Below are 25,596 nucleotides of genomic sequence, written 5' to 3' on the forward strand. Positions count from 1 at the left end.
AAATTAAAAAATTTATTCTGCTGATTAATTTTAGGACATTTGCGACCTTTGCATCTCTGAATACTGACAAATGAAATTAAACTTAAAACGCCCACTCGCTTTCTTTGATCTTGAAACAACAGGTACCAATATCGGTGCCGACCGTATAGTTGAAATATCTGTAATCAAGCTTAACCCTGATGGCAGCGAAGAGGTGAAAACCTGGCGTGTCCACCCCGGCATTCCTATCCCGCTCGAGTCATCGCTGGTGCACGGCATTTATGACGAGCATATCCAAAACGAAAAGCAATTTAAAGAACTTGGCCAGGAAATAGCCGATTTTATTGGTGATAGCGACTTGGCCGGATACAATTCGAATAAGTTTGATATCCCCATGATTATGGAGGAGTTTTTACGTTCCGGAGTGGATTTCAACCTGGATGCCCGCCATTTTGTTGATGTACAGAACATATTTCATCAAATGGAGCAGCGTACGTTAAAGGCTGCTTACCAGTTTTACTGCAATAAAGTAATTGAAAATGCCCATTCGGCCGAAGCAGATACCCGTGCTACCATGGAAGTTTTGCTGGCACAGATTGAGCGTTATGAAAATGTAGAGTGGGAGGATAAAAAAGGTAATAAAATAATCCCTGTAGTGGGCGATGTTGAAGCGCTGCACGCGTTTACCAACCTGAGCAAGCCGGTTGATTTTGCAGGCCGTATGGTTTACAATGAACAGGGCGAGGAATTAATAAATTTTGGTAAACATAAAGGCAAACGTGTTGAAGACGTGTTGAACGCCGAGCCAAGTTATTACTCATGGATGATGCAGGGTGATTTCCCACTTTATACCAAGCGCAAACTCGAAGAAATTTATACCCGCTGGAATGCCAAAAAAATTGCCGAACGCCAGGCAAACAAAGCGGCCCAGCCGAAACCTGCAGATCAACAGCCTGCTGCTCCTAAACCTGAGTATCAGAAAAAGGAATACACCAAGCCCGATCATACCAAAAATCAGCAGTATCAAAACAAACCTTTTAAAAAGAAGGATGAACCAGCCCAACCGGTTAATGATGATATGCTGGCTCAGTTAGCCTTGAAGTTTAAAAAGGGATAATTGTTCTGAACCCTGATTTTTAGGATTAAAGGATTTTCAGGATTTTTTGTTGAAGCCCTTGCAGTTATTTATGCAAGGGTTTTTTGTTGATAATATTTTGAAACCTAAGCTTCATGAGGCCGTTCAACTTTAGCCTTTAGCCTTTAGCCTTTAGCCTTTAGCCTTTAGCCTTTAGCCTTTAGCCTTTAGCCTTTAGCCTTTAGCCTTTAGCCTTTAGCCTTTAGCCTTCAAAAAATCAATATTCCGCTTCAACCCGCCAAATTTTGTGCGCTTAACGGCCGAGTTTTTAAATACTTTTTGAAAAATATCCTGTGTGATCTCCTGCCAGTCAGCGGTTTTTAAATGTAGAAGATCAGGATGCGGGGTAAAAGCCGGCTCTGTATTTAAAACAGAGAAGCGGTTCCACGGACAAACATCCTGGCAAACGTCGCAACCGAACATCCAGTTATCCATTTTGCCTTTAAACTCCTGCGGAATTTCGTTTTTAAGCTCTATGGTTAAATAAGAGATACAACGGCTGCCATCAACCACGTATGGGCCTACAATAGCATCGGTCGGGCAGGCGTCGATACAATTGGTGCAGGTACCGCAATGATTGGCTGTGGGGGCTATATCATATTCCAGTTCAAGATCGATGATCAGTTCGGCCAGGAAAAAGAATGATCCGGCTTTTTTGTTAAGCAGGTTGCTGTTTTTTCCAATCCAGCCCATGCCCGCTTTACGTGCCCATACCTTATCAAGCACCGGGGCCGAATCAACAAACGCGCGGCCGCCGACTTCACCTATCTTATCATTAATGATCTGTAGTAATTGCCTCAGCTTATCTTTAATCACCGTGTGGTAGTCAATTCCATAAGCATATTTGGAAATTTTGGGCGATAAGGGATCGTCCTGTTGCTGATCGGTATAGTAATTTATACCAAGCGAGATAACTGACTTTGCCCCATCAACCAACAAACGCGGGTCGAGGCGCTTATCGAAATGGTTTTCCATGTACGACATTTCGCCGTGCATGTTTTTATTTAGCCAGGCTTCAAGGCGTGGGGCCTCATCTTCTAAAAAATCTGCTTTGGCAATGCCGCAAAACAAAAAGCCAAGATTTTGCGCCTCGTTTTTAATGAGTTGACTATATATCGCTTTGTTTGGTTGCATTGGTGCAAAGATAGGATAAATTGAAATTGCTATGTGCCTGGTAATATTATTCAACACGTTTTATCAAACTTGTTGTACTTGCACCGGGACATTATTCGTTATTATTATTTACGCTGTTTGCTATAAATTGACTATTGGTGCAGTTTTTGTATCTGATTAAAAAAACAAGGATTTATAGCATGCTTGAGCATATAAGATACTTGCCCCCGCATGTGTTAGGAATGCATGCGGTTGGCTATGTTACTATTGGCGATTATGAAAAGGCATTACGGCCATTGCTTGAGCAGCAGGTGAAACAAACCGGGCGGATAAACTTCTTATTGATACTGGAAACTAAAATTAAAAACTTTACAGCGGGTGCCTGGTGCGGCAATATCAGGCTTGGTCTTAAGTACTTCACCCGGTGGAACAAAGTTGCCGTAGTTACCGATCAGGACGGGGTACGTGAGTTTAGCCATCTGTTTAAATATATTTTGCCAGGCAAGTTTGCAGGGTACAAACTGGAGGATTTGGACGAGGCTTTAAAATGGGTAACAGGAATTAAATAAATAACCATTATGGAAACAATACATAAAACAGCAGTTGTGAATAATGATGATTCAGACCTGCACAATGATGAGTTGGGTGAAAATACCGGCGATGATACCATAATAGCCGAAATGGCTCACTTAAAGGCCGATGAAAAAGATATCGGTAGTATGCCATCCTCAAACAAAGGACAAGGCCCGGCAGGGGAGGATTTGTAGTCCACCGGTGCTAAAAGGGAGCTGTTGATCAACAAATAGCATTTCAATACATTGATAACAAAAACGCCTGACTCAAAAGAGTCAGGCGTTTTTGTTTAACTGTTTCCATATCCTCCTTTTAGCAGGCGCGGGGCTAAAAGCTATTCCTGATGCTGTTGCTCAAAGTTTTTGCGCTCCAGTAACCGCTATCTAAAATACGGCGTACTGTCATCAATGGATCAGTTTGATCGCGTTTGTCAGCTAATTGGAAAGCCATTTTAAAACCGCGTTTCCTAAGCTCAGGTAAAGCGGCCTTGTTCCAGATGCCAAACGGATAAGCAAAGTAATCCATCTTTTTGCCGGTGATCTCTTCCAGTGTTTTGGTTGGTTTTTCAATTTGGGTAACCCAGTCGTCAACCGGGCGATTGGTTATTTTACCATTTTTACCAATGATCTTAAGGGTAGAAGTATGGGAGTAGCGGTCAACACGGTGGTGGTCCCAGGTATGGCTCGCGATAACATTACCTTCGGCAGATAGTTGTTTTACCTGCTCCTTGGTCATATAATGCGGACGGCCTAACGATACGGTCATCACAAAATAAACCGCTTTAAAACCATACTTTTTAAGGGTAGGATTGGCAATGGTGAACTGATCAAGGTCAGTATCATCAAACGTAAGCATTATAGGCTTTTTAGGCAGCGGCGCTCCCTTGGTAAGGTATGCATAAAGCTGATCGGGCAGTATGGTATGATAACCGCTGTCGGCCAGCATTTTAATGTGCTCTTTAAAAGCAGCAACCTGAACTATATAATCTTTGGCATTTTTTGAATCGGTAGGCTTCCAGTCGCGGATTTGGTGGTAGCAGAGGATAGGTACTTGTTTGCGGGCTAAAATAGCGGCCGCGTCACCCTGTGATGTTGCATTGGCAGCCGGAACTTCGGTAACAGGGGTAGTAGTAGTTGATTTATCTGATGGCTTCGACTGGCATGAAACAGCGCCGAAAGCACAAAGGGCCAGCATGGCTAACGTTTGTTTTATCATATTATAGGTTGGTTTTATTCCTTAATTAACGGCAGCTAAATTAATAATTATATAACACGCAAGCCCTGCGATGTAAACAAAATTAATTAAGACTTTAAGTATGATAACCGGATAATTAATCGCTTTTACTGATGATCTGCTTCAGGCCCGGCTGGCAGGTAAGCAGGTGCCAGCCGCCAAAAACTACAAACACTTTGTTATGGGTTTTGAGCAGGTTGTCAATGGTGCGAAGCAGGCTTTGATCCCTGATCTCTTTGGATGCCCGCCCAATTTCCTGGAATTTTCCTTTCGGATTAAACGGATTGGTAGGTTCCAGCTCCTCGAGCTTAAAAGGGCGGTTAAGCAATTTTTGATAGTTTGTTTTATAAAATTCCAGCGTTTGCTCGGTGCGCGAAAGTTTGACGCCGCCTGTTTTCATGATATAACCTCCTATAAATTTAGCGTAGTTTCCCTTAAAGGCCACACTATCGGTAATTGGTGGTCGCTGTCCCCACATAAAGCGTTCGGTAGCAATATAAGCTAAAAACTCGCCGGTGGTGTATCTTTTCAGCAGCTCTCTAAATTCCAGGCTGTCGGTCATGTCGCCGTTAACGGTTTTTATTTTAAGGCTATCGGCAAGGGCTTTAGTAAGCCCTATTTCACCATCTTTTTGTATGGCTTCTTTTTTTGAGGTAAAGATCGTTTTTGAAACATCTCCTCCTTCGTTAACACATACATCAGGTTTAAATTCAAAAAATGCCTTTTCGATATCCTTAAACATCGGGTTTTCGATATCGTTGTTATCCGGCAGATGGTTAACGCCACAAAAAACAATCTCTTTTTTTTCGTTTTTAAACCTTAAAATGTACGGATTGGCAGGCAGGTGCCCAGCCGCATCAAGTTTGATCTTTAAGTAACTAACCGTTGGGTAAACCTCAGCGGGTGCTTTGCCTTTTTTGGCTCCACAGCTTAACAAGGCCGAGGAAAATAACAGTAATAAAGTTATGTTTTTCATCGGCCCCGTTGTGTTTGTTATAAAACTATACGCTTTCCTTCTTTTATCGAACGTTTAGCAGCATCCAGGATCTGCATCACAATCATATTGTATTTTAATGATGAACGGTCATCCGGGTGTTTGAGCGGATTTTGCAATGCAGCGGTAAAATAGGCAACCGGCGCATCAGCTGGTGCTACCAGTGGGGCAGCTTTATAACCTCTTACATGGTTATTAACTTTTATTTCAACACTATCCTTATCGAAGGCGTGGATATAACCCTTAGCACCGAAAATCTCCATGTCCTTGATACTGAAAGGCCAGTTCCAGGAAGCTTCAATTTGCCCGGTGGCATTGGCGTATTCAACCAATATGGTGGCATCATCCTCAACCTTCGGATATACGTTTGGTTTATAATGCCTTGCAATGGCGGTTACTGCTATCGGGCGCTGGCCCTTCATTAACCAGGTCATCAAATCAGCGCCATAGCAACCAAAATCATTCAGGGCTCCTGCACCATTTAATACAGGATCTGTTAACCAGCTCAAAAAATCTTCGCTGCAGCCAATTTCGCGTGGACCCTGGTGCCCGTCGTGTACTACCATTTTACGGATTAAACCTAAGCTGTCCAGCTTAACAGTGTTATAAGCATCCTGGAAGGATGGGTACCAGGTGGTTTCATAATTGGTTAACACTTTTACGTAATATTTAAGGGCCAGAAACTCCATGCGTTTAGCCTGCTCAAGGGTGGCGGCCAACGGTTTTTCAACCATTACAGAAATACCTAAGGGTGCGCAGGTTTCCACAATATCCACATGTTTGCCAACAGCGTTGTAACCGAGTACAATAGCAGGCTTACGGGTGGTGCACATTTTCCTTAGGTCATCAAAAAACAGGGAATCGGGCAGGTTATATGCTTTGCCAAATTTTTCCCAGAGCTTTTTATCAGGTTCGGCAATGCCTACAATATTTACGTTTCCTTTGCGGTACTCGCTTAATATCAGGTGGATATGGTCATGGTTTAAGCCCATAATACCCACTTTTAGTGTCGGTACGGGCTTGTGCACCACGGGTATGGTGTCTTTTTTTACCTTGTTAACTGAGTCAGTAGGCGCCGTAACCGAAGAAGCGGGGGCTGTAGCCGGTGGCGGGGTTGTTTGTGCCGATAAGATAGTTATGCAGCTTAAAAAGAGCGTAGTTGCAGTGAGCAGTAGTTTTAATTTGATTTTCATGATTGGTGGCGATGTATACGTTTATCTCAAAATAAGGATGGATTTCCCCCCAGCTTTATCTTTCCTAAATGTTTGTAGGCAGCCTCAGTAGCTTCACGGCCGCGGGCCGTACGCATTAAAAAGCCTTCCTGTATTAAGAACGGTTCGTAAACCTCTTCAATTGTGCCCTCGTCTTCACCAACTGCCGTTGCAACAGTTTTTAAACCTACAGGGCCGCCTTTAAACTTATCAATAATGGTAAGCAGGATCTTGTTGTCCATTTCGTCCAGTCCGTGACTGTCTACATTTAATGCGTTCAATGCATACTGGGCAATCTCCGTATCAATTTTTCCATTTCCTTTGATTTGGGCGAAATCACGTGTGCGGCGAAGTAATGCATTGGCAATACGTGGGGTACCACGGCTGCGGCGGGCAATTTCATAGGCACCTTCATCAGTAATAGGCGTTTTTAGTATCGATGCCGAACGCAGTACAATTGTAGTAAGCAATTTTGCATCATAATATTCCAATCTTGAATTTATACCAAACCTTGCCCTTAGCGGTGCAGTAAGCAGGCCCGAGCGGGTGGTAGCCCCAACCAGGGTGAACGGATTGAGCGAAATCTGTACTGAACGGGCATTGGGGCCGCTCTCCAGCATAATATCGATCTTAAAATCCTCCATGGCCGAGTACAGGTATTCTTCAACCAGCGGACTTAAGCGGTGAATTTCATCAATAAAAAGGATATCCCCGGTTTCAAGATTGGTAAGCAAACCTGCCAAATCGCCGGGTTTATCTAAAACAGGCCCAGAGGTAATTTTAATGCCAACGCCCATTTCATTGGCGATGATGTGCGACAGGGTGGTTTTGCCCAAACCCGGAGGGCCATGCAATAACACATGATCAAGCGCTTCACCACGCTGGCGGGCGGCCTGTACAAAGATCCTTAAATTGGCTAATATTTTATGCTGACCGGTAAAGTCCTCAAACTGCTGCGGGCGCAATACTTTTTCAATATCACGTTCGGCAGGACTGAGGCGTTCGCGTTCAGGGTCAAGATGCTCATTCATTGCCAACGAAATTAGTAATTTTTTAGGCTAAAGGTGAAAGGTTAAAGGTAAAAGGTTTGTTTCTTTTATTTAGGTGAAAGGACAAAGGTAAAAGGCGAAAGGTTTTAGGTAACAAGGTCAGGGCGAAGGGCAATAGGTTTGTTTTTTTTGAAAAGTAACAAAAAAGGCGAAATGCTTCTACCTTTCACCTTTTGCCTTTTACTTTTACCTTAAAATCATCCTTCCGGATATTTCCTGAAAATGCTGTTGATCTTCATCTGGATCACGCCTAAAAATGCTTCGCGAAAAATACGCGTCGACATTTTGGAGGAACCCGCTGTGCGGTCGGTGAATATGATGGGAATTTCAACCACCTTAAAACCATGTTTAAGGGAGGTGTATTTCATCTCAATTTGGAAAGCATAGCCAACAAACTTAATTTTATCCAATCGCACAGTTTCCAATACCTTACGTTTGTAGCACATGAAACCGGCGGTTGAATCCTGGATCTTCATGCCGGTTATAAAACGAACGTATACTGATGCAAAATAGCTCATCAGCACCCGGCTCATGGGCCAGTTTACTACGTTTACACCAGTTACATAACGGGAACCTATTGCCGCATCAGCTCCATCGATACAGGCTTGCCTTAGCTTCAACAGATCATCCGGGTTGTGGGAAAAGTCTGCATCCATCTCAAAAATATAGTCGTAGTGGCGGGCTATGCACCATTTAAAACCATGTATATAGGCAGTGCCCAACCCCTGTTTACCGGCCCGTTCTTCCATAAAAAGGCGACCGTCGTATTCAGGTTGCAGACTTTTTACTATCTGTGGCGTGCCGTCCGGCGATCCGTCGTCAATGATCAGGATATGAAAATCATGAGGTAAAGAAAATACTTTACGGATCATCCGTTCGATATTTTCCTTCTCATTATAGGTGGGTATGATTACAACGCTGTCTGGCACTGAACAGTATTTTGAAATGAGTTAAATGTTTAAGCTGCGAAAATAATCAATTTACAGAGCATCAAAACAAAAAAAACAGGAAAGCTTTCGCAATCCTGTTTTTTTGAAGTTATATTTTAAAGGTTGTTGGTCTCGGCAATCACCTCATTTCCTATATAAGGATCTGTAATATAGTTTCTTTCCTTAAGGCGTGGTGCAACAAACATGAATATAATAATAAACACCGCGATAAAGGCCACAAAAAACCATTCATAATTGGCGCCTTTAAGATTTTCGGCCCACCAGCCGCCGTCTTCAATAAGACCATTTACAAGAGCGGTGATCAGGTTTCCAAATGAAACAACCAGGAACCAGATTCCCGACATAGTACTTTTCATTGATTTTGGAGAATGGGTATAAGCGTATTCCAAACCTGTAATTGATACCAATACTTCCGCGGCTGATAATATTAAAAAGGCCAGCACCTGCCACCACATTGATGGTGTGCCGCCATGATCAATACTAACATGTGTAAAACCGATAACTACAAATGATAATGCTGTTAAAACCAAACCTGTACCAAGCCTTCGCAAAGGTGTTGTTTTTAATCCCATCTTATCTAAATTAGGGTAAACCACATAGTTGAAAAATGGTATGAACAACAGCAGGAAAATTGTGTTAAATGTAGACATTGAACCTGGTTCTATCTGAAACGAAGTAAAACCAAGGTTGATGTTTCGATCCATTTTCGCAGCATAAAGTGTCCATTCTGAAAGGCACTGATCCCAAACAGCCCAAAACGCCAGCGCAAAAAAGAATACAGAAATCACGCGGTATACTGCTTTAACTCCTTCAACGCGTTCCGGGTCATAGCTTTCTTTAGCAATATCAAGTAATGATTGGCCTGGTTTCTTTTTATTTAGATTGGTAAGTGCATACCATGTAATAAACACCAGGTTATTTCGGTTTACGCCTTGTGGAGGTACTTTTACATATTTTTTGCGGCCCATAAAAAATATAATGGTTGCCAAACCCATCAAAAGCCCGGGAACACCAAAAGCCCATTTAGGGCCGTAATATTTGTAAATGGTAGGAATAGCAATCGTTGATAACATAGAGCCTGCATTGATGCTAAAGTAAAACCAGCCGTAAACTTTTGAGAGCAAATCCTGGTTACTGGCATCAAACTGGTCGCCTACGTTGGCCGAAACGCACGATTTGATACCACCCGCACCGATGGCGACAACAAGCATACCTATCTCAAAGCCACTAAGGCTTGTATCAAACATCGCCAGCAACAGATGCCCAAAGCAATATACGATGGATATATAAAGGATTAGCTTGTATTTGCCGGTAAACCAGTCGGCCACCATGCCGCCTACAAATGGCAAAGCGTAGGCCACCATAACAAATAAATGGTTCAGCTTATTGGCGTGGGCATCAGCCTGTTGGGCTAATGCGGGATTACCTGCAGGGTTAAAGAATTGTTTTACCAAAAAAAGGGTAAGTATGGAACGCATGCCATAAAAGCTAAAACGTTCAGCAGCTTCATTGCCGATAATGTAAGGGACGCTCTTGGGGAATTTTGATTTTAGGGGAGCAGTTTTTTCTTGCATCAGTTAACTTAAAATTTGCTAAAGGTAATATAAATCTTCTAATCCGAAATTTAATACCGAAAGTGTTACAATTTAAACAATAAATGTGTTGGTTTTCGGGGCGTTGGTGTTATTTAATTTCTTAATGTTTTACCGGTAAAAGGGCGCGGTCTTTTGCAGCTTGCTTTTTGGGGTCAATATATTCATTATCGTTGGCCGAATTGCCGTCGGTAATATTGCGCATATCAAGGTTTTCTATATAAGTCCAGCGGCCATCTTTTAATTTATAGCCGTCATAACTCAGGTCGGGGCCAAAGGTCTCGGGCTTGTCCTTACTCCGCCCATCTGGCGCCGAAAGATGGTCAAAAACAATAATGTTTTTCTCGGGTACAAATCTTAACAGCATAGATACCTGCCGGGCATATTCAAATATCACCCGGTTGCGGGTTTTGCCATTGCCGTTAAACACGGGCATACCAAACTGCGGCACGCCATTATTAAATGAAATTGCATCGATCACTTTTTTTGTAGATTTAACGGTATTACCTTTCCACCCTAATAATACATAATATGGTTTGGGGCCGTACACCGGCATTATCTTATAGTATTGGGCACCATACCATTTATGGCTATCGGTTACCGAATCTTCCGGGTTTTTCAATAAAGGCGAATAATCTTCGAGCGGGTACATTTTGAGCGGGCCGCCGGTATTTATTTGAACAGTACCATAAAAGCGATAACTGCCATCGAGGTTTGTAACATGCCAGCTCAAAATCCTGAAGCGGTTATCTGGAGAGTTAACAATGCTGATGCTCTTAACAGAATCAAAGGGGAACAGGAAGGAGTTATTGATTTTTAACGCCTGTACCAGTGTTTTAATAAACTGGTAATTAGCGTTTTTACGCTCCATGTCATTCTCATCATTTACAATCTTTTTGCCAAGGCGAGTGAGACTATCCTGGTATTCGTTAAGTTTTTTGAGCCTTGTACCTTCGTCATAGTATTGCGCAAAAGTTTGCATGCAAAGCAGTATGGAGAAGATAGTAAGAAGGGTTTTTTTTGTCACTATTTTAATTTAATTAGTTGAGCTTATTTTTTATGTCTTTGCGAGATGGCTTTGCAAGTTTCTTTATATAGAATAAGATTGTTTCGTTTCTTATAATGATGTAATTGTAAGCTATTGGTTAGTATTGTATTTTATAATCTATTTTATAAATATGGGCGTTACCTGCGGCCCGGGCTTTCCGTTACAAGTCCTCGCTTTTCCTGCCCGCAACCGCAACCCGCGCTGTGGGCTTTTCACTGCAATCCCTAACGCGCCCACACGCAACATCATTAAAAATATATTTTGCTTATAATGACGTTATTTATAAAATACTAACGTAAATTTTCGATAACCATTGCACTGGCACCGCCGCCTCCGTTACAGATACCTGCAGCGCCATATTTACCGTTATTTTGCTTTAATACGTGTAAAAGGGTAACAATGATTCGCGCACCCGAAACGCCGAGAGGGTGGCCTAATGAAACAGCACCGCCGTTAACGTTTACTTTTTCCGGGTCGAGGTTCAAAAGCTGGTTGTTGGCTATTGATACTACAGAGAAGGCTTCATTGATCTCAAAGAAGTCGATATCGGAATTTTGCAGGCCCGCCCTGTGCAGTGCCAGCGGAATAGCTTTTGAGGGCGCAGTGGTAAACCATTCGGGTGCCTGCTGGGCATCGGCATAAGATACTATTTTAGCAAGCGGCTTTATGCCAAGTTCATCTGCTTTTTCGCGGCTCATAAGCACTACAGCTGCTGCGCCATCATTCAGGGTCGACGCGTTGGCGGCCGTAACCGTGCCGTCTTTTTTAAATACGGGTTTTAATGATGGGATCTTGTCAAACTTAACTGTTTGAGGTTCCTCATCTTCGGTAAACATGGTGATATCGCCTTTTTTGTCTTTAAGACCAACCGGGGTAATTTCGTCTTTAAATTTACCGTCTGCCTGTGCTTTTTGGGCGCGCTGGTATGATAGTATGGCATATGCATCCTGTTCCTCCCGGCTGATGTTGCAGTCGGCAGCGCAAAGTTCGGCTGCTGAGCCCATATGATAGTCGTTGTAAACATCCCAAAGACCGTCTTTTACCAAACCGTCAATGATTTGCCCGTTACCTAAACGGTAACCGTTGCGGGCTTTATCCAGGTAATAAGGTACGTTGCTCATGCTTTCCATGCCGCCGGCAACAACAATATCGTTTTGCCCTATGGCTATGCTTTGGGCGGCTAACATAATGGCTTTCATACCCGATGCACAAACTTTGTTAACGGTTGTTGCGGGCAGATAGGGGAGCCCTGCAAATATGGCTGCCTGTGTAGCAGGCGCCTGCCCAACATTGGCCGACATTACATTGCCCATATAAATTTCCTGAACCTGATCGGGCCGTAAACCCGCTTTTTCAACTGCCGATTTGATGACTGCCGCGCCCAGCTGTGTGGCACTGATAGCGGCCAGACTGCCTCCAAAACTACCTATAGGTGTGCGTGTAGCCGCTACTATTACTACTTCTTTCATGTGTCCCTCATTAAAATTGGTGGGCAAATTTAGTGATTTGAAAGAAAGAAAATACTATGCACGCATAATAAAATTAGTTGCAGTTTTTTAGTGGCAGTAGCAGGTTTTAAATCAGTTGATAGTTTAGTTTGCAGTTTTTTGATTATCTAAAATTAGGGCTTTTGTAATGGGACAATAATTATACTAACTGCAAACTATAAACGGCAAACAGTTGCTACCTACTGCTACTGCCGCTAATCACTATCTTCCTTTTTCTTCTTCGAACTTCCTTTTTTCCTGGCGTGCAGGGCTTGTTGCATGAGGTATTCGATCTGGCCGTTGGTGCTTCTGAATTCTTCGGCAGCCCAGCTCTCAATCTCCTTCAGCATGTCGGGGTTAATGCGTAATACAAATGCTTTTTTTTCGGCCATATCAACTTGCGGCCGCTGCCTGGGCCTGTTTTAACAAAACTAAATTTATGCCCAGTAACGCCAATAGCGGCAGTTCTGGTACTTTTTTGATCATATCGAGGTTCATTTTTACAATAAATGGCTTTTTCCGGCTCCATATTTTGGTTTCTACATTCAGGATATCGCCCAATTGCTCGTTTACCCAGGTACAGGTGCGTGAAAGGATCTTTTTGTTATAAAAAGTAGCCATGAGCCCATTGTTTAAATTGAGCGTTATCTTACGGTTCCAGATGTCTGGTGTCACCAAACCTGTTTCCATGCCATCGGACTGCTCAATAGCAAGTTTTCGGCCTAACCAGTTCTTGCGTTTTACTATCCAGTTTCCATTCGCTGTTTCCAGTAAGCAAGCGCGTTTTAAAGCTCCCATATAGGTGAGCTTACCATAGCTAAACTGCCCGTCGGTAAGTTCGTACCATGGTCGCCAAAAACCATGCCTCAGTACTGGTAATTCCGATACGCGGAGCTGATCAAAGCTTCTGAATTGATCCATGGTATTAATGGTATAAAGTACCGGTATTAACAACAGGGTTAACAGCTTTATCACCGCAAAGTACAACCAGCAGATTGCTTACCATGGCTGCCTTGCGTTCCTCGTCAAGTTCAACTATGTTTTTTTCGGATAGCTTGTTCAGTGCCATTTCAACCATGCCAACGGCACCTTCAACTATCAGCTTACGGGCAGCTATTATGGCCGATGCCTGCTGTACCTGCAGCATGGAATGGGCAATTTCAGGAGCGTAGGCCAAATGAGAGATGCGGGCTTCTAATACCTCAATGCCGGCGCGGTCAAGCCTTTCGTTCAATTCCTTCTCCAGCATAGAACTTACCTGTTCGGCACCACCGCGCAGGGTAATAGCCGCGGTTTCATCCTCCAGGTTATCATAAGGGAAAGAGTTGGCCAGGTGCCTTACTGCAGCTTCGCTCTGGATATTTACATATTGAATGTAATTTTCAACCGCAAATACGGCAGCGGCGGTATCTTTTATCTGCCATACTATAACCGCTGCGATTTCAATAGGGTTACCAATGCTATCGTTCACTTTCAGTTGTTGCCCGTTAAGGTTAAATGCCTTCAATGATACCTTCTTTTTAACAGTGAATGGATTAACCCAGAAAAAGCCGTCAGTTTTTACAGTACCAACATACTTGCCAAAAAGGGTAAGCACTTTTGATTCGTTGGGATTAACAACGATGATGCCAGGAAGTAAAAATATGAGGCTCACCGGAATTAATAGGAAACCGATAGCTTCCAGTCCGGTGCTTAAGCAGAAAACGGCCGCAATTAACAAAGCAATAGCCAAAATAAACACAGAGAAGCCGGATGGCGGGTTAATGGTTTTTTCAGTATTCATGATTTAGTTTGATTTTAAAATGATATCATAAAGATATCAAATTTATTTTTACAAAAGCAAGAAAAACTGCATATAACAGAAACTTATATTATTTTTGGCAGGTTAATCATTTAAATGGCAAAACTATCCACTTCGCGCCAAAAGGCTTTACTGCGCAAATACGCCCGTAATGTTAAGTTTTTGATGATGCTGATTAGTATCGTGCTTATTGTTTACTTTTTACCGAAGCAGGCAAAATTTAGCTACGAGCACGAAAAGGGGAGGATCTGGAACCAGAAAGACCTGATATCGCCCTATAATTTCGCAATACTAAAAACACCGCAGGAAATCATAGCCGATCAAAAATCGGCGCTGGAAAGCATAACGCCGATTTACCAGCTGGACGCAGGGATGCAAAATCAGCAGATTGAAGGTTTTAAAGCCGACCTGGAAATTAAATGGCACAATGCCGGTATCAATGACAAACTCAAGTCGAAGTACATTGCTGTCGGTACCGATTTATTAACCGAAATTTACCAAACAGGGATTTTTAAACCCAATGCCAAATATCAGCAAAGCTCCGAAAATTACCCCATACGGATTCTGGATAAGAATGTAGCCACTGATAAAAACACCAGCGAACTGTTTACCAAAGAAAAAGCGCAGGCTTATTGTGATAAAGTGCTGAGCAAGCACACAGATTTAGATAAAGCCTTCCTGCTCGATGTGATCAGTAACCGCCTCCAAAATAATCTTGCCTATGATAATAACCTTACTTCAAGGCTGGAGAAGGAAGTTGTAGATGGCCTTTCGGTAACACGCGGAATGGTACAAAAAGGAGAAGTGATAGTTTACAAAGGCTCGGTAGTTAATGACGATGTTTATCAAAAGCTGGAATCATTTAAAAAAGCCTTTGAGGATAACGCCCGTGTTAACGGTAACAGGAACTTAGTGCTCTTGGGGCAGTTTTTCCTGGTGGCTATAGCTATATCGCTGCTCATGATTTTCCTTTATCTTTTCCGTAAGGATATTTACGCTGATAACAGGTTGGTAAGTTTGATATTACTGGTAATTACTACCATGCTGGCCACTTTATCGCTGGCTATAAAACTCCAGTTTCCGACTAATTTGTACTATATCCCTTATTGTATAGTACCTATCATTATTCGGATATTGTTTGATACCCGTTTGGCGCTTAATATCCATTTGCTGGTGGTGCTGATAGCCGGCTTTTTTGTACCTAACAGTTTTGAGTTTGCTTATTATGAGATTACGGCGGGTATGGTATCCATCTACAGTATTAAAAACCTGGTACGCCGCGAACAGTTTCTGATCTCGGCAGTGATCATTATCTTTACCTACTTCGTGGCATTTTTGGGGATTACCTTTATTCGTGAGGGTGATTTCCTGAACATCGACTGGATGGACTTTTTGCCTTTTGTAGTTAGCGTACTGCTTACCCTGCTGGCTTACCCGCTTATTTATTTGTTCGAGAAGGTTTTTGCCATCACTTCCGAAATTACGCTCATTGAGCTTACCAATACCAATGCGCCATTGCTGCGCGAACTGGCTTTTAACGCTCCGGGCACCTTCCAGCATTCGCTGCAGGTAGCTAACCTGGCCGAAAACGCTATTTATGCAGTTGGCGGCAATGCCCTGCTGGTTAGGGCGGGGGCGCTTTATCATGATATAGGAAAAATGGAGAACCCTTTGTTCTTTATCGAGAACCAAAGCTCGGGCTTTAATCCGCATGATAAGCTGCCTTATGAAGAAAGTGCCCAAATCATTATCCGCCACGTGAGCAGGGGTATTGAAATGGCGCGCAAGTCCAACCTGCCCGAGGTGGTGATTGATTTTATCCGTACGCATCACGGTAATACCCGCGTGGATTATTTTTACCAGTCGTCATTGAAAAATTTCCCGGAAAAATTCATTAACGAGAATATTTTTCGCTATCCCGGTCCTATTCCTTTCACCAAAGAAGGTGCCGTTTTGATGCTTGCCGACTCGGTTGAGGCCGCTTCGCGCTCATTAAAGGAGCCCGATGAAGAATCGATCAGTGTACTGGTAGACCGTATTGTAAAATACAAGCTTGATCAAAACCAGTTGAAAGACAGTAATATAACTTTGAAAGATATAGAAACAATCAAGGCCATTTTTAAGCGGATGCTAATGAGTATTTATCACGTAAGAATAGATTATTAAAAAATGTAATTTTTTTTTGCAGGGATACTTGAATTGCTATATTTGCAGTCCCTGAAAAAAGGGATATAGTTTAAAAAACAAAACGGAGAGATGCCTGAGAGGCCGAAAGGAACAGTTTGCTAAACTGTCGTACTGGAAACGGTACCGAGGGTTCGAATCCCTCTCTCTCCGCTTCGCAAGAGGATCGCAAGTTGCGATCCTTTTTTGTTGATATAGGTCTCGTATAAAAGCCGATACTGTTTACCTACATCCATTAAACGCTTATATTTGCACAAATGGAAGCTATTGAAATACCATTTTGATTGCCCCTTTTCACCAATTTCATTTACATTCTTAACTATTTGATCCTGATAACTAAGGCAGTCAAAACCAAATTGGCTAACAAGGGGCAATATGTTGTGGCTTATCCACTATCGATGGAAACTCTAAAAAAACGGTTTACAAATAGTGTAAACGTTATGTTCATTGATATACAATTTAATACCATTATTTTACTCTTGTTGTTTCTTTAAAAATATACCTATAAATTGGTTTGTAATCTAAATATCAGTCACTTTATATCGGCATCATTTCATTTCGATAAAGGGTTAATATGTATTAATCCGCTCTGTTACTTGTCGCCTACCTGGCTGATATAACCGATTTTAATTAAGTAAAATAAATTTTAACCAATCATGATTGAACAGGGCTCTTACCTAAAATCGAAAATTTATGATTTAATGAACCTGATGATTAACGATGAAAGCGGGTTGTTTGAAGTAGGCGATTTGGATGGTTACATTGATAAGCTAATTGAAAAAGCTTGTATCATAACTATTATGGCACAAGATGCTTTACAAGGTTTTTTGGCTTATTATGCCAACGATTATGAAAATAAAGTTGGATTTATCTCCATGCTGATCATTGATCCTTCTACAAAACGGATGGGTTATGGCCGAAGGCTTGTTGAATTTGCGTTAAAAGATTTAACAATGAAGGGATTTGAAAAATGCCGCACCGAGGTGAATGCTGACAACATCAAAGCAGTAAATATTTGTAAAAGGTTAGGCTTTACATATGTGGGTACTAATGATATATATATGGTGTTTGAAAAACAGCTATAGTTCCCTCAAATAACCCTGATCATTTGCATTGAAAATTTAGTTGCTGCTTTCACTTAGAAGCGTTTTTCAAAATGTAGAAAAGCGGCTCTTTGATATTATAGCTGAAGGGGCCAAAATCAAAAAAAGCATTTCCGATAAGCAGGTCGGGTTTTCCATCACCGTTTATATCACCGGCGTCAAGAGTTACCGCGCGTTCAAACTTTGTATCGGCCGGAAAAGCATATGGTACAAAGTTTAAATTACCGGTGTTCTTTAAATATATAAAACCTTCTTCGGGCTGCTTTGCATCGGTAAAAAGGCTGATTGTTGCAAGATCAATATTTCCGTCACTATCAAAATCTTTAGCGATGGCTTTATAGCAGCCGTTTATGGGATAAAAATACCGCTGTTTGTAATTGCCTTTCCCATCGTTCAAAAAAATGTAGACACCATGGTATGGTTTTAATACGAGCGTTGCATTCCCATTATCGCCGCAAGTGTAAACTATGTCTTTATAGCCGTCATGGTTCATGTCAACCATTTCAAAGTAGGACGACCCATAAATCGGCGGGAACCTTAAAATTTCCTTTGAATCAAATTTGCCGCTCCCTTTGTTTTCGAAATGAAAAATGCCTTCTTCGCCCTGTGCAAAAAGCACATATAAGCCGGGCAACTTGTTGTCCTGGTAATCGATATACGCTTTTATAGCTCCGGGTAAATTACTTATCACGTGTTTTGCAAAAGCGCCGTTACCCAAATTTTCCATCCAGCAAAGCCCTCCGGTTATACTTCCAAATTCACAAATAACATAGTCGGTTTTGTTGTCGTTATTCAAATCGGCCGCCAGTATTTGAACTGGTCGGCCAAGCTTATCAAAAACGGGCCGGGCGGCTAATTGCATTTTGCCTTCGGCAGTAATTGTCAATGGGGTTATAGTACCCAGTTTATCGCTGTTTGCACCTAATTCATTGCCTATGATGCAGATCATGGTATTGCCATGGTCAAAAAGCAGATCTACCACAGGGCCGGTTGTCGATACCGAATCGATAACTTTTAATTGAGCTGATAAAAGATAAAGCTTTTTTGTTTGCCCGTTAGCAATAAAAACACGGGCCGGCTTAACGCTGTTGTCAATTTTTACATAGCAGCCCAACACCTGTTTGCCGTCAAATGATTGCTGTGGTTTTTGGATGTTAAAAAATGGAAGCTCCTGTTTAATAGCCATAGGCCTGTTTTGTGCAGGTAAGGCGATAGGGGCAGTGTTCATGTAATAATCGATAATATCCTGCCATTGTTCCTCATTTAATGCGGGCTTGTCCGGCACAATCAAATCGTCGCCCTTAATTGTCCCTACGTATGATTCACCTCTGTGGGCTTTAATGCCCATGCGTAAACCCATTTGCGGAAATACATTTTTCCATTTAAACCTGTTAAGCAGGGCTGGTTCGGGCAGCATATGGCACGAGCGGCAGTATCGTTGAGATAAGATCTTTCCCCCGGCAATGCTTTGAAGGGTTGCCATCGGGTAATCAGTTCGTAGATCAGTACCGGCATTATCCTGTTTGTTTTCGGAGATATGCCATATTGAATAAACTACCAAGATGGTCATGACTAAAACAATCGAACCAACAATTACAACTTTGCGATTTTTTGCAGGACGTTGACTATCAGGTTTATTATTCATGAATATTTTATAAGGCGGTTAATATACAAAGCTGAAAGCAGCATGCACAAAGCTTAAAGCTAAAAAATATTAATCGGTGAGAGTTGTCTTTAAATACATAACCCCGGGGCATTTGCCCGGGGTTATGTATTTAAAGGTATTAATCTTTTAGTATCCTGGGTTTTGTACCAGTTTTTTATTCTTGTCAATTTCCGCTTGCGGAATTGGCATCCAGTTTTGCCGCTCGAAGAAGGTATTGGTAAATATTTTAACCGGGGTATACGTTAGCCCTGAGCCGCCGGCTTCGATCTTCATGCCATATTCCGGCGTGGTAAGCACACCGTTTGTGCCGGTAGTTATCAGCCATCTGCGAATATCAAACCATCGTTTATCTTCAAATGCGAGCTCAATGCGGCGTTCGCGACGAATATATGCACGCATTTGATCCTTGGTTAAGCCGGCTTTTACAGCAGGCAATGCAGATCTCGTCCTTACTTTATTAACCGCGTCATAAACCGATGCATCTGGTCCAACCGCTTCATTTTGCGCCTCAGCATAGCTTAACAGCACTTCCGCGTAACGGAAAATAATGTAATTGGCAAAGCTCGGCGCCAGGTTGATACTGGTTTGCCCGGTGATGCTTTCATCCAGTGTTTTGCGGGCATAATAACCGGTATTGGTAATATCACTTGACGAGCCAAGGTCTATCTGGTTACTGCCACCTATTCGCGTTTTTATTATATCTCCCTGCCATGCTGCACCATCATATAAGATTGACTGATAGAAACGCTGCTCACGATGGGTGTAAGGGGCTTGAGGATTATAACCTGAAGCCGCATCTGTAATAGGCAAGCCATTATCCATCGAGTAATCATCAATCAGACCCTGTGTTGGAGCAAGGTTTCCCCATGACTGCTGAACACCGTTTACATACACCGGGCCCAGGTAACCTTCCCGGTGACTGCCCTTTGCTGGTCCGGTAGCGTAGCCGCGAGCAAATATCGTTTCAACATTCCAGTTGTTTGCCGATAGAAACTGATCGGCATAAGAAGTAGCCGAAGTGTTGAACAGGCTATAAGTACCCATATCCATCACCGATTTGTTGGTAGCTGCTGCTTTACTCCATTTTCCCGCGTCATTGGCCGTGTTTACCAGCGGGCTGGCTGCAAACAGCTCGACCCAGCCCTTAAGTGTTAATGCGGCGCCTTTTGTGGCTCTCCCGGTTTGTGCTGCTTTTGTAGGTAAAACAGCGGCCGCGGCATCGCAATCAGCCTCAATAAAGGCAACAGTCTCATCAATAGTGCCCCGGGCAGTAAAAATATCAGTTCCGTTCCGGTTATCAAGCGGGACAGTAATAATAGGCACCCCTCCGTAAGCCGTGAACAACAGGGAGTAGAAGTAAGCTCTTAGAAACGTAACCTCCGCAACGCGCTGCTTGTACCAATCGTCGGTATACTTCGCTTTATTTAAAGCAGCCTGCTGTAGAAATACATTGCATTTTCGTATTTTGCTATAGTTTCCTTCCCAACTCCACATGCTACCGGGGCCGGTAGGTACGTTACTTGGGCCAATGGAACCTGCCCTTACAGTTGCCTGACCGTTTTCCCAGGCTGCTCCACAAAAGCTGTTATCAGCATATTGTTCGGTTAGCTGGTAATCGTTATTGACGTCGGGGATTTGATTATATATGTCATTTACAAAAAGATCTGCATTACTCTGCGAACTGAATGTAGCTACATCAGTTAAAAATGCTTTATTTGTTACATTTAAAGAATCATCTTTTTTACATCCACTGATACTTACAACAAGCAAAGCAAGTAAAAAAAGCTCTCTGTATTTTTTAAAAATCTGTTTCATCGCTTTCTTATTTTAGTTAAAATGTGGCATTTAAACCTAATGAAAATACACGCTGCTGATAGTAGTTGGTGTTATTGCCACTATTTTCGGGGTCGATAATTTCCTTTACATGAGGTAAATGGTTAATGACGTTTTGCCCTGCAACGTAAATTCTTATAGACTGGATCTTATTTCGCAATAGCTTGTTTGACAGTGTGTAGCCAACTTCAAAGCTCTTTAACCTGATGTAGGAATCATTTCTGACAAACCAGGACGAAGTTTGTGTGTTATTTGATGTGGGCGTACCGGTAACCCTTGGATATAAAGCGTTGGGAGTGGAAGGCGTCCAATGATCGTCATATACCAATTGAGAGGCCGAACCGGACGCGTTGAAAGGAAAAGCAAAATAGTTGCTGATAACAATGTTGCTGTTACCCGAACCCTGAAATAAAACATCAAGATCGAAGTTTTTGAACGTCAACCTGGGTTCTAAACCATAGATGATCTCTGGCGTATTAGGATGGCCTATTACAGTTTGGTCGTTAGCATCGATCTTGCCGTCTGGTTTTCCGTCAGGTCCGCTTAAATCAGCGTATTCAATATCGCCCGCCTTAACAGGTCCGAAAGAAGGAACTGGTAAACCGGCTTTGAGCGATCCATCTGCGTTAAAATCCGTTGTTTTGAAATAACCCAACGCCTGGTATCCAAATATGGTATTTAAAGGCCTGCCTGTTATTCTCCTGTTTGGATTGTTCGCTGTTGCATTTGTCTCATAAACTTGTAATAGTTTATTCCTGGCAAAGGTAAAAGTACCTGTAACATCTAACCGCAGGTCTTTTGAGAAGCTATGGGAACTTTGCAGTGTCAGATCGATACCGTGATTACTCATGATGCCGCCGTTTACAAGCCCTACTCCGAGGCCGTATTCACCGGGTAATGTATTCCCAATGCTTACAAGCATATTGCCCCTTTTTTCATAGAAGTAATCGGCTTCAATGCTTAGTAAACCTTTCCATAACGTAGCTTCAAATCCAATATCTGTTTTAGTCGCTTTTTCCCAGCCGATATTAGGATTGCCCTGCAACGCCTCGTTGATTCCCTGTGTGGCACTGCCATTAATAACAGCGGAGTTTGCATAAGGGTTATAAGGGTTTAGATACTGGTAGGTTTGAATATTGTTATTAGTTCTTGGATAGGCCCCTGATTTACCCCAGGAAGCCCTAAGTTTTAAGTTATCAAGCCAGAGAATATTGTCTTTAATGAATTTTTCTTCAGACAGTCGCCAACCGGCAGAAAAGGCGGGGAAGAAACCATAACGATGGCCTGGAGCAAAGAGGTAGCTTCCGTCATATCTACCCGTTGCTTCAAACAAATACTTTTTATCATAGGAGTAACCTACCCTGTACACGTAACCAATTTGTTTTTGCCCGCTTGATCGACCAAAATTGGTTGCATCTGCAGCTGCCGGACCACCAAAATCCAATTCATCAATATCAAGGTTGTAGTTATATTTAGTGGCCCCAAATGTTTGATACTTTACGCGGCGGCTTTCAAAAACGCCTAAAGCGGTAATATCGCTTTTGCCAAATGAACCCGCATAAGATAACAATCCCTGAATGGTCAATGTGTGGTTTTGGCTGTAATTTTCTGAAAATGTAGCCTTTGAGTTACCTTGTATCCCCTGTTTATAAGTGTAAGGGGTGGTAGTAACGTCAACATTATAGAAAGGTATCGGGGTAGTATAAATACGCTGGAACGAGGTTTGGTTTCCTGTGAATAAAGGATCTGGCCCATTATCATAGCTGAGCACACCTTTCAAGCTTAAACCTTTGATCGGAAGCTTCTGGTCAATTGTAAACTGCGACAATACGGCCGTATTTTCATTGAATTGATAACCGCTGTGATAAATTTCGCCTATAAGCGACTGACCAATATAGCCGGACCATAACCCGTTACTGTAATAAATAGGCGTTGTCGGCGCCTGGCGTTGTGCCTGCCCAATAATTGTGGCAGCACTTTGGGATGGAAAGTGCTGATCTTCTACATAACTGTTAACAGAGAGTGATACCGTTGTGGTTTTAGTGGCGTTTGCAGTTAAGTTTAACGAACCATTATATTTATCAAGATAGGTGGTGCTCCACATACCTGCCTGGTGAGTATATCCAAGGGCTGCGAAATACTTGATGTCTTCTGTACCTCCCGAAAGTGTCACATTATGATACGTGATTGGACGGTTTTTCTGGATAATTTGCTGTAAAGGGTGCCCATCGGGGTGCCCATCGGGATCTGAATGATCTTTGAATTTTTGAATATCATCTGCTGTATATGCCGGTGGCTGACCATCATTGGCATTGGCCTCATTACGCAGCAACGCATACTCATACGAGCCTACAAATGTGGGCACCTTGGTTGGGTTTTGGATACCATAGTATCCGTTATAAGTTAGCGTTGGTTTGCCTGATTTACCCTTTTTGGTAGTAACCAGGATTACACCGTTTGCTCCCGCCACACCATATGGAGCAACAGCAGCAGCATCTTTTAATACCGATACGTTTTCGATAGTATTTGGATCAAGACGGCTGAAATCGCGCGGCACACCATCAACAATAAGCAATGGCGAACTACCACCATTGGATCCAATACCCCTGATCAATATGTTTGAACCATCATAGCCTGGTTCGCCACTGCTTTGGGTTATGATTAAGCCAGAGGCACGACCAACAAGGCTGTTGGTTAAGTTAACCACCGGTTTTTTTGCAATTTCGGTGGTTTGAATTGTAGATACGGCTGCGGTTGAGGACGTTTTCTTTTGGGTACCGTAACCTACAACGATAACTTCATTCAGGTTTTTTGCATTTACCTGTAACCTGATGGTTACTGAAGTTTGTCCGTTTAAAGGAAACTCTGCCTGTTCATAACCTATATAGCTAACTATCAGTACAGCATTAGGTTCGGCGTTAAGTGTAAAACTACCGTTTACATCGGTAACGGCACCTGTACTGGTTCCTTTGATTTTTACAGATGCGCCAATGATGGTTTCGCCGGTGGTTTTGTCAATTACTTTACCTTTAATGGGTACGGCGGCTGTATATCGGTTAAGTTTTATTCCGCTGAAAGAGTTAAAGGCAGTAGCTGCATAGCTGCTTGTTTGCATAGCTATCAGCAGGATCAGTGATAAAACTACTGACCCGGATTTTCTTCTCAAAGATATTTTATCGGGTAAAAAATATTGCATAATTGGGAGTGATTAGAATTTAAAACTTGGCATTAGTTAATGCGTATGGATCATGGTCCGTTTTCTTTTTAGTTTTTCTGTCTTGCCATAATTTTTTGTTAGGTTATGAAATGAGTTAATAGAATAATTGTTAAAACAACAGTTTAAATTTAGGGTGCAATTCAGGCAGTAATCTCAAAGAACAATGGTAGCTTTCCGTCTTAATCTGACGTTAATAGTGTAACCCTGTGTTTTATAAACATTTGAGGTTATATTATTTCACAGCGGCAGCAAGCAACTTTTAATAAATAAAAAATCTGTACAAACAGGCCGTTATAATATTTGCAGAGGTTCTAACAGACAGTCTATGTTAATTGGTAGCCACAATTAAGCGGTATTTTTTTGAAAAAAAAGGGGGTAAAGCTGTAAAAAAAAGGGGATAAAATCCATTATATGCAACGTTTTTAAAATAAAACGGTCGTATGTCCCTGTTTTTAGTGAGGAATAATGTATATATGACAATTTAAAAGGGCAGCAAACAAAGTGTACTGATCAGGCGGTTTAATTTTTTTGATACACCCGAACGTAATCAACTTCAAACCGTTTAGGGAATTTTGTGGCAGATGGGTCGCCACCGTTATCACCACCTATTGCAAGGTTAAGCAATATATAATGAGGCTGCATAAAGGGATTAAATTGAGTGCCGTCCTGGTTAACCAGATCTTTCAGGTCCACATGGTTAAGTAAAAGATCATCTACATATAAGTTTATAGCGTTTTGATCCCAGTCCATACGCCAGGTATGGAATTTTTTGCTCCAGTTGGCTTTGAAAGTATTGAGGGCTTTGGTGTTACTATACCATTTAGCTTTATAAGGAACCTCTGTACCGCAGGCAATATTAGCCAAAAGCTTATTCTGGTAATATTCCATAATATCAATTTCTCCGTTGGCTGGCCATGGCTTTTCTACACCTAAGGTCCAAAAAGCGGGCCATAGCCCGGCATCGGTACTTATACGGCCGCGCATAATGAACCGGCCGTATTGGAAGCTGTGTTTGCCCCTTGTGTTAATGCTTGACGATGTATAATTTATAAATTGTCTTTTCTGTTTCCAGTTGGTACTGTTAGGCGCATATCCCGGATTAGGCAGATGTACCCGCTGCGCCTCAATGATCAGTTTACCATCACGGCAAATTGCGTTTTGTTCCTGATACCATTGATCTTCATTATTCCGTACAAAACCGGATTCAAATGCCCAATTATCCGGCTTTGGAGAGCCGTACTCGTCAAACTCATCTGCCCAAACCAATTTATAGCCGCCCACCGTATCCTGTTGGCATTTACCGACAAGCGGAATTGCTATCAGCAGTAGGACAGTAATTATTTTAGTAATCATAATAATGAAATAATTATAAATCTTAAATGATCTTATTGATTTCGTCCGAAACAAAATAAGGCATAATTTAAAGTA

Annotated in this window: 21 protein-coding genes and 1 tRNA gene; 6 read left to right on the forward strand and 16 right to left on the reverse strand. The window is 42.2% G+C overall.

Annotated features, from left to right (window positions below):
- Nucleotides 1-70: 70 nt before the first annotated feature.
- The gene (locus tag ABIC84_RS01000; RefSeq protein WP_426586537.1) at nucleotides 71-1,096 is read left to right on the forward strand and encodes an exonuclease domain-containing protein; all 1,026 of its coding nucleotides are present in this window, start codon (nucleotides 71-73) and stop codon (nucleotides 1,094-1,096) included.
- A gap of 213 nt (nucleotides 1,097-1,309) precedes the next feature.
- Here the strand turns inward: ABIC84_RS01000 and queG are convergent, their stop codons facing one another.
- Complete coding sequence (gene queG / locus ABIC84_RS01005; RefSeq protein ID WP_426586539.1) at nucleotides 1,310-2,248, reverse strand: tRNA epoxyqueuosine(34) reductase QueG; 939 nt, start codon at nucleotides 2,246-2,248, stop codon at nucleotides 1,310-1,312.
- A gap of 179 nt (nucleotides 2,249-2,427) precedes the next feature.
- Here queG and ABIC84_RS01010 point away from each other — a divergent pair, with 179 nt between their 5' ends.
- Together ABIC84_RS01010 and ABIC84_RS01015 are read left to right on the forward strand one after the other, a co-directional pair.
- A complete protein-coding gene (locus ABIC84_RS01010) occupies nucleotides 2,428-2,796 on the forward strand; it encodes an STAS/SEC14 domain-containing protein (RefSeq protein WP_426586541.1) in 369 nt (122 codons plus the stop codon).
- A 9-nt stretch (nucleotides 2,797-2,805) separates the two neighbouring features.
- Nucleotides 2,806-2,994, forward strand: a complete 189-nt coding sequence (locus ABIC84_RS01015) for a hypothetical protein (protein ID WP_426586543.1) — start codon at nucleotides 2,806-2,808, stop codon at nucleotides 2,992-2,994.
- 133 nt (nucleotides 2,995-3,127) lie between these two features.
- On the opposite strand, the gene ABIC84_RS01020 is transcribed toward ABIC84_RS01015, so the two are convergent.
- The 11 genes from ABIC84_RS01020 to ABIC84_RS01070 form a co-directional block, all read right to left on the reverse strand.
- Entirely contained in the window at nucleotides 3,128-4,015 is an 888-nt protein-coding gene (locus ABIC84_RS01020; protein WP_426586544.1) for a polysaccharide deacetylase family protein, read from the reverse strand.
- A 115-nt stretch (nucleotides 4,016-4,130) separates the two neighbouring features.
- Entirely contained in the window at nucleotides 4,131-5,009 is an 879-nt protein-coding gene (locus tag ABIC84_RS01025; protein WP_429262387.1) for a hypothetical protein, read from the reverse strand.
- A gap of 17 nt (nucleotides 5,010-5,026) precedes the next feature.
- Nucleotides 5,027-6,220 carry a Gfo/Idh/MocA family protein gene (locus tag ABIC84_RS01030; RefSeq protein ID WP_429262388.1) on the reverse strand — a complete coding sequence of 398 codons (1,194 nt, stop codon included), beginning with the start codon at nucleotides 6,218-6,220 and terminating at the stop codon, nucleotides 5,027-5,029.
- A 26-nt stretch (nucleotides 6,221-6,246) separates the two neighbouring features.
- Entirely contained in the window at nucleotides 6,247-7,269 is a 1,023-nt protein-coding gene (gene ruvB / locus ABIC84_RS01035; protein WP_121229611.1) for a Holliday junction branch migration DNA helicase RuvB, read from the reverse strand.
- A gap of 215 nt (nucleotides 7,270-7,484) precedes the next feature.
- Nucleotides 7,485-8,216, reverse strand: a complete 732-nt coding sequence (locus tag ABIC84_RS01040; protein WP_426586550.1) for a polyprenol monophosphomannose synthase — start codon at nucleotides 8,214-8,216, stop codon at nucleotides 7,485-7,487.
- A 116-nt stretch (nucleotides 8,217-8,332) separates the two neighbouring features.
- Nucleotides 8,333-9,811, reverse strand: a complete 1,479-nt coding sequence (locus ABIC84_RS01045) for an MFS transporter (protein ID WP_426586552.1) — start codon at nucleotides 9,809-9,811, stop codon at nucleotides 8,333-8,335.
- A gap of 121 nt (nucleotides 9,812-9,932) precedes the next feature.
- The gene (locus ABIC84_RS01050; protein WP_426586554.1) at nucleotides 9,933-10,856 is read right to left on the reverse strand and encodes a hypothetical protein; all 924 of its coding nucleotides are present in this window, start codon (nucleotides 10,854-10,856) and stop codon (nucleotides 9,933-9,935) included.
- 311 nt (nucleotides 10,857-11,167) lie between these two features.
- Nucleotides 11,168-12,346, reverse strand: coding sequence for an acetyl-CoA C-acyltransferase (locus ABIC84_RS01055; protein ID WP_426586556.1), 1,179 nt, complete (start codon nucleotides 12,344-12,346; stop codon nucleotides 11,168-11,170).
- Between the two features lie 233 nt (nucleotides 12,347-12,579).
- On the reverse strand, nucleotides 12,580-12,756 hold the full coding sequence (locus tag ABIC84_RS01060; RefSeq protein WP_188832692.1) for a ribbon-helix-helix domain-containing protein: 177 nt from the start codon (nucleotides 12,754-12,756) through the stop codon (nucleotides 12,580-12,582).
- Nucleotide 12,757: 1 nt separating this feature from the next.
- Nucleotides 12,758-13,285, reverse strand: a complete 528-nt coding sequence (locus ABIC84_RS01065; RefSeq protein WP_426586559.1) for a hypothetical protein — start codon at nucleotides 13,283-13,285, stop codon at nucleotides 12,758-12,760.
- Between the two features lie 4 nt (nucleotides 13,286-13,289).
- Nucleotides 13,290-14,147, reverse strand: coding sequence for an SPFH domain-containing protein (locus ABIC84_RS01070; RefSeq protein ID WP_129569798.1), 858 nt, complete (start codon nucleotides 14,145-14,147; stop codon nucleotides 13,290-13,292).
- A 114-nt stretch (nucleotides 14,148-14,261) separates the two neighbouring features.
- Between ABIC84_RS01070 and ABIC84_RS01075 the strand changes: the two genes are divergently transcribed.
- The 3 genes from ABIC84_RS01075 (at nucleotide 14,262) to ABIC84_RS01085 (ending at nucleotide 17,434) form a co-directional block, all read left to right on the forward strand.
- Nucleotides 14,262-16,331, forward strand: a complete 2,070-nt coding sequence (locus ABIC84_RS01075; protein WP_426586561.1) for an HD family phosphohydrolase — start codon at nucleotides 14,262-14,264, stop codon at nucleotides 16,329-16,331.
- An 84-nt stretch (nucleotides 16,332-16,415) separates the two neighbouring features.
- Nucleotides 16,416-16,502 (forward strand) — tRNA-Ser (locus ABIC84_RS01080).
- Between the two features lie 557 nt (nucleotides 16,503-17,059).
- Nucleotides 17,060-17,434 carry a GNAT family N-acetyltransferase gene (locus ABIC84_RS01085; protein ID WP_429262389.1) on the forward strand — a complete coding sequence of 125 codons (375 nt, stop codon included), beginning with the start codon at nucleotides 17,060-17,062 and terminating at the stop codon, nucleotides 17,432-17,434.
- Between the two features lie 49 nt (nucleotides 17,435-17,483).
- On the opposite strand, the gene ABIC84_RS01090 is transcribed toward ABIC84_RS01085, so the two are convergent.
- From ABIC84_RS01090 to ABIC84_RS01105, 4 genes are all read right to left on the reverse strand, one after another.
- A complete protein-coding gene (locus tag ABIC84_RS01090) occupies nucleotides 17,484-19,097 on the reverse strand; it encodes an FG-GAP repeat domain-containing protein (protein ID WP_426586568.1) in 1,614 nt (537 codons plus the stop codon).
- A gap of 147 nt (nucleotides 19,098-19,244) precedes the next feature.
- Nucleotides 19,245-20,933 (reverse strand): RagB/SusD family nutrient uptake outer membrane protein, encoded by a 1,689-nt coding sequence (locus ABIC84_RS01095; RefSeq protein ID WP_426586570.1) that lies wholly within the window; start codon nucleotides 20,931-20,933, stop codon nucleotides 19,245-19,247.
- A 16-nt stretch (nucleotides 20,934-20,949) separates the two neighbouring features.
- Nucleotides 20,950-24,117: a SusC/RagA family TonB-linked outer membrane protein gene (locus tag ABIC84_RS01100; protein WP_426586572.1), complete on the reverse strand. Its 3,168-nt coding sequence runs from the start codon at nucleotides 24,115-24,117 to the stop codon at nucleotides 20,950-20,952.
- 570 nt (nucleotides 24,118-24,687) lie between these two features.
- Complete coding sequence (locus ABIC84_RS01105) at nucleotides 24,688-25,521, reverse strand: glycoside hydrolase family 16 protein (RefSeq protein ID WP_426586574.1); 834 nt, start codon at nucleotides 25,519-25,521, stop codon at nucleotides 24,688-24,690.
- Between the last annotated feature and the right edge of the window lie 75 nt (nucleotides 25,522-25,596).

The organism is Mucilaginibacter sp. 3215 (assembly GCF_050433785.1).
In the GTDB taxonomy this organism is placed as follows: Bacteria; Bacteroidota; Bacteroidia; order Sphingobacteriales; family Sphingobacteriaceae; genus Mucilaginibacter.

Bases quoted from the DNA above. Each gene is read 5' to 3' on its own strand.
- ABIC84_RS01000 (WP_426586537.1), top strand. From the start codon at position 71: ATGAAATTAAACTTAAAACGCCCACTCGCTTTCTTTGATCTTGAAACA.
- queG (WP_426586539.1), bottom strand. From the start codon at position 2,248: ATGCAACCAAACAAAGCGATATATAGTCAACTCATTAAAAACGAGGCG.
- ABIC84_RS01010 (WP_426586541.1), top strand. From the start codon at position 2,428: ATGCTTGAGCATATAAGATACTTGCCCCCGCATGTGTTAGGAATGCAT.
- ABIC84_RS01015 (WP_426586543.1), top strand. From the start codon at position 2,806: ATGGAAACAATACATAAAACAGCAGTTGTGAATAATGATGATTCAGAC.
- ABIC84_RS01020 (WP_426586544.1), bottom strand. From the start codon at position 4,015: ATGATAAAACAAACGTTAGCCATGCTGGCCCTTTGTGCTTTCGGCGCT.
- ABIC84_RS01025 (WP_429262387.1), bottom strand. From the start codon at position 5,009: ATGAAAAACATAACTTTATTACTGTTATTTTCCTCGGCCTTGTTAAGC.
- ABIC84_RS01030 (WP_429262388.1), bottom strand. From the start codon at position 6,220: ATGAAAATCAAATTAAAACTACTGCTCACTGCAACTACGCTCTTTTTA.
- ruvB (WP_121229611.1), bottom strand. From the start codon at position 7,269: ATGAATGAGCATCTTGACCCTGAACGCGAACGCCTCAGTCCTGCCGAA.
- ABIC84_RS01045 (WP_426586552.1), bottom strand. From the start codon at position 9,811: ATGCAAGAAAAAACTGCTCCCCTAAAATCAAAATTCCCCAAGAGCGTC.
- ABIC84_RS01055 (WP_426586556.1), bottom strand. From the start codon at position 12,346: ATGAAAGAAGTAGTAATAGTAGCGGCTACACGCACACCTATAGGTAGT.
- ABIC84_RS01060 (WP_188832692.1), bottom strand. From the start codon at position 12,756: ATGGCCGAAAAAAAAGCATTTGTATTACGCATTAACCCCGACATGCTG.
- ABIC84_RS01065 (WP_426586559.1), bottom strand. From the start codon at position 13,285: ATGGATCAATTCAGAAGCTTTGATCAGCTCCGCGTATCGGAATTACCA.
- ABIC84_RS01070 (WP_129569798.1), bottom strand. From the start codon at position 14,147: ATGAATACTGAAAAAACCATTAACCCGCCATCCGGCTTCTCTGTGTTT.
- ABIC84_RS01075 (WP_426586561.1), top strand. From the start codon at position 14,262: ATGGCAAAACTATCCACTTCGCGCCAAAAGGCTTTACTGCGCAAATAC.
- ABIC84_RS01085 (WP_429262389.1), top strand. From the start codon at position 17,060: ATGATTAACGATGAAAGCGGGTTGTTTGAAGTAGGCGATTTGGATGGT.
- ABIC84_RS01090 (WP_426586568.1), bottom strand. From the start codon at position 19,097: ATGAATAATAAACCTGATAGTCAACGTCCTGCAAAAAATCGCAAAGTT.
- ABIC84_RS01095 (WP_426586570.1), bottom strand. From the start codon at position 20,933: ATGAAACAGATTTTTAAAAAATACAGAGAGCTTTTTTTACTTGCTTTG.
- ABIC84_RS01105 (WP_426586574.1), bottom strand. From the start codon at position 25,521: ATGATTACTAAAATAATTACTGTCCTACTGCTGATAGCAATTCCGCTT.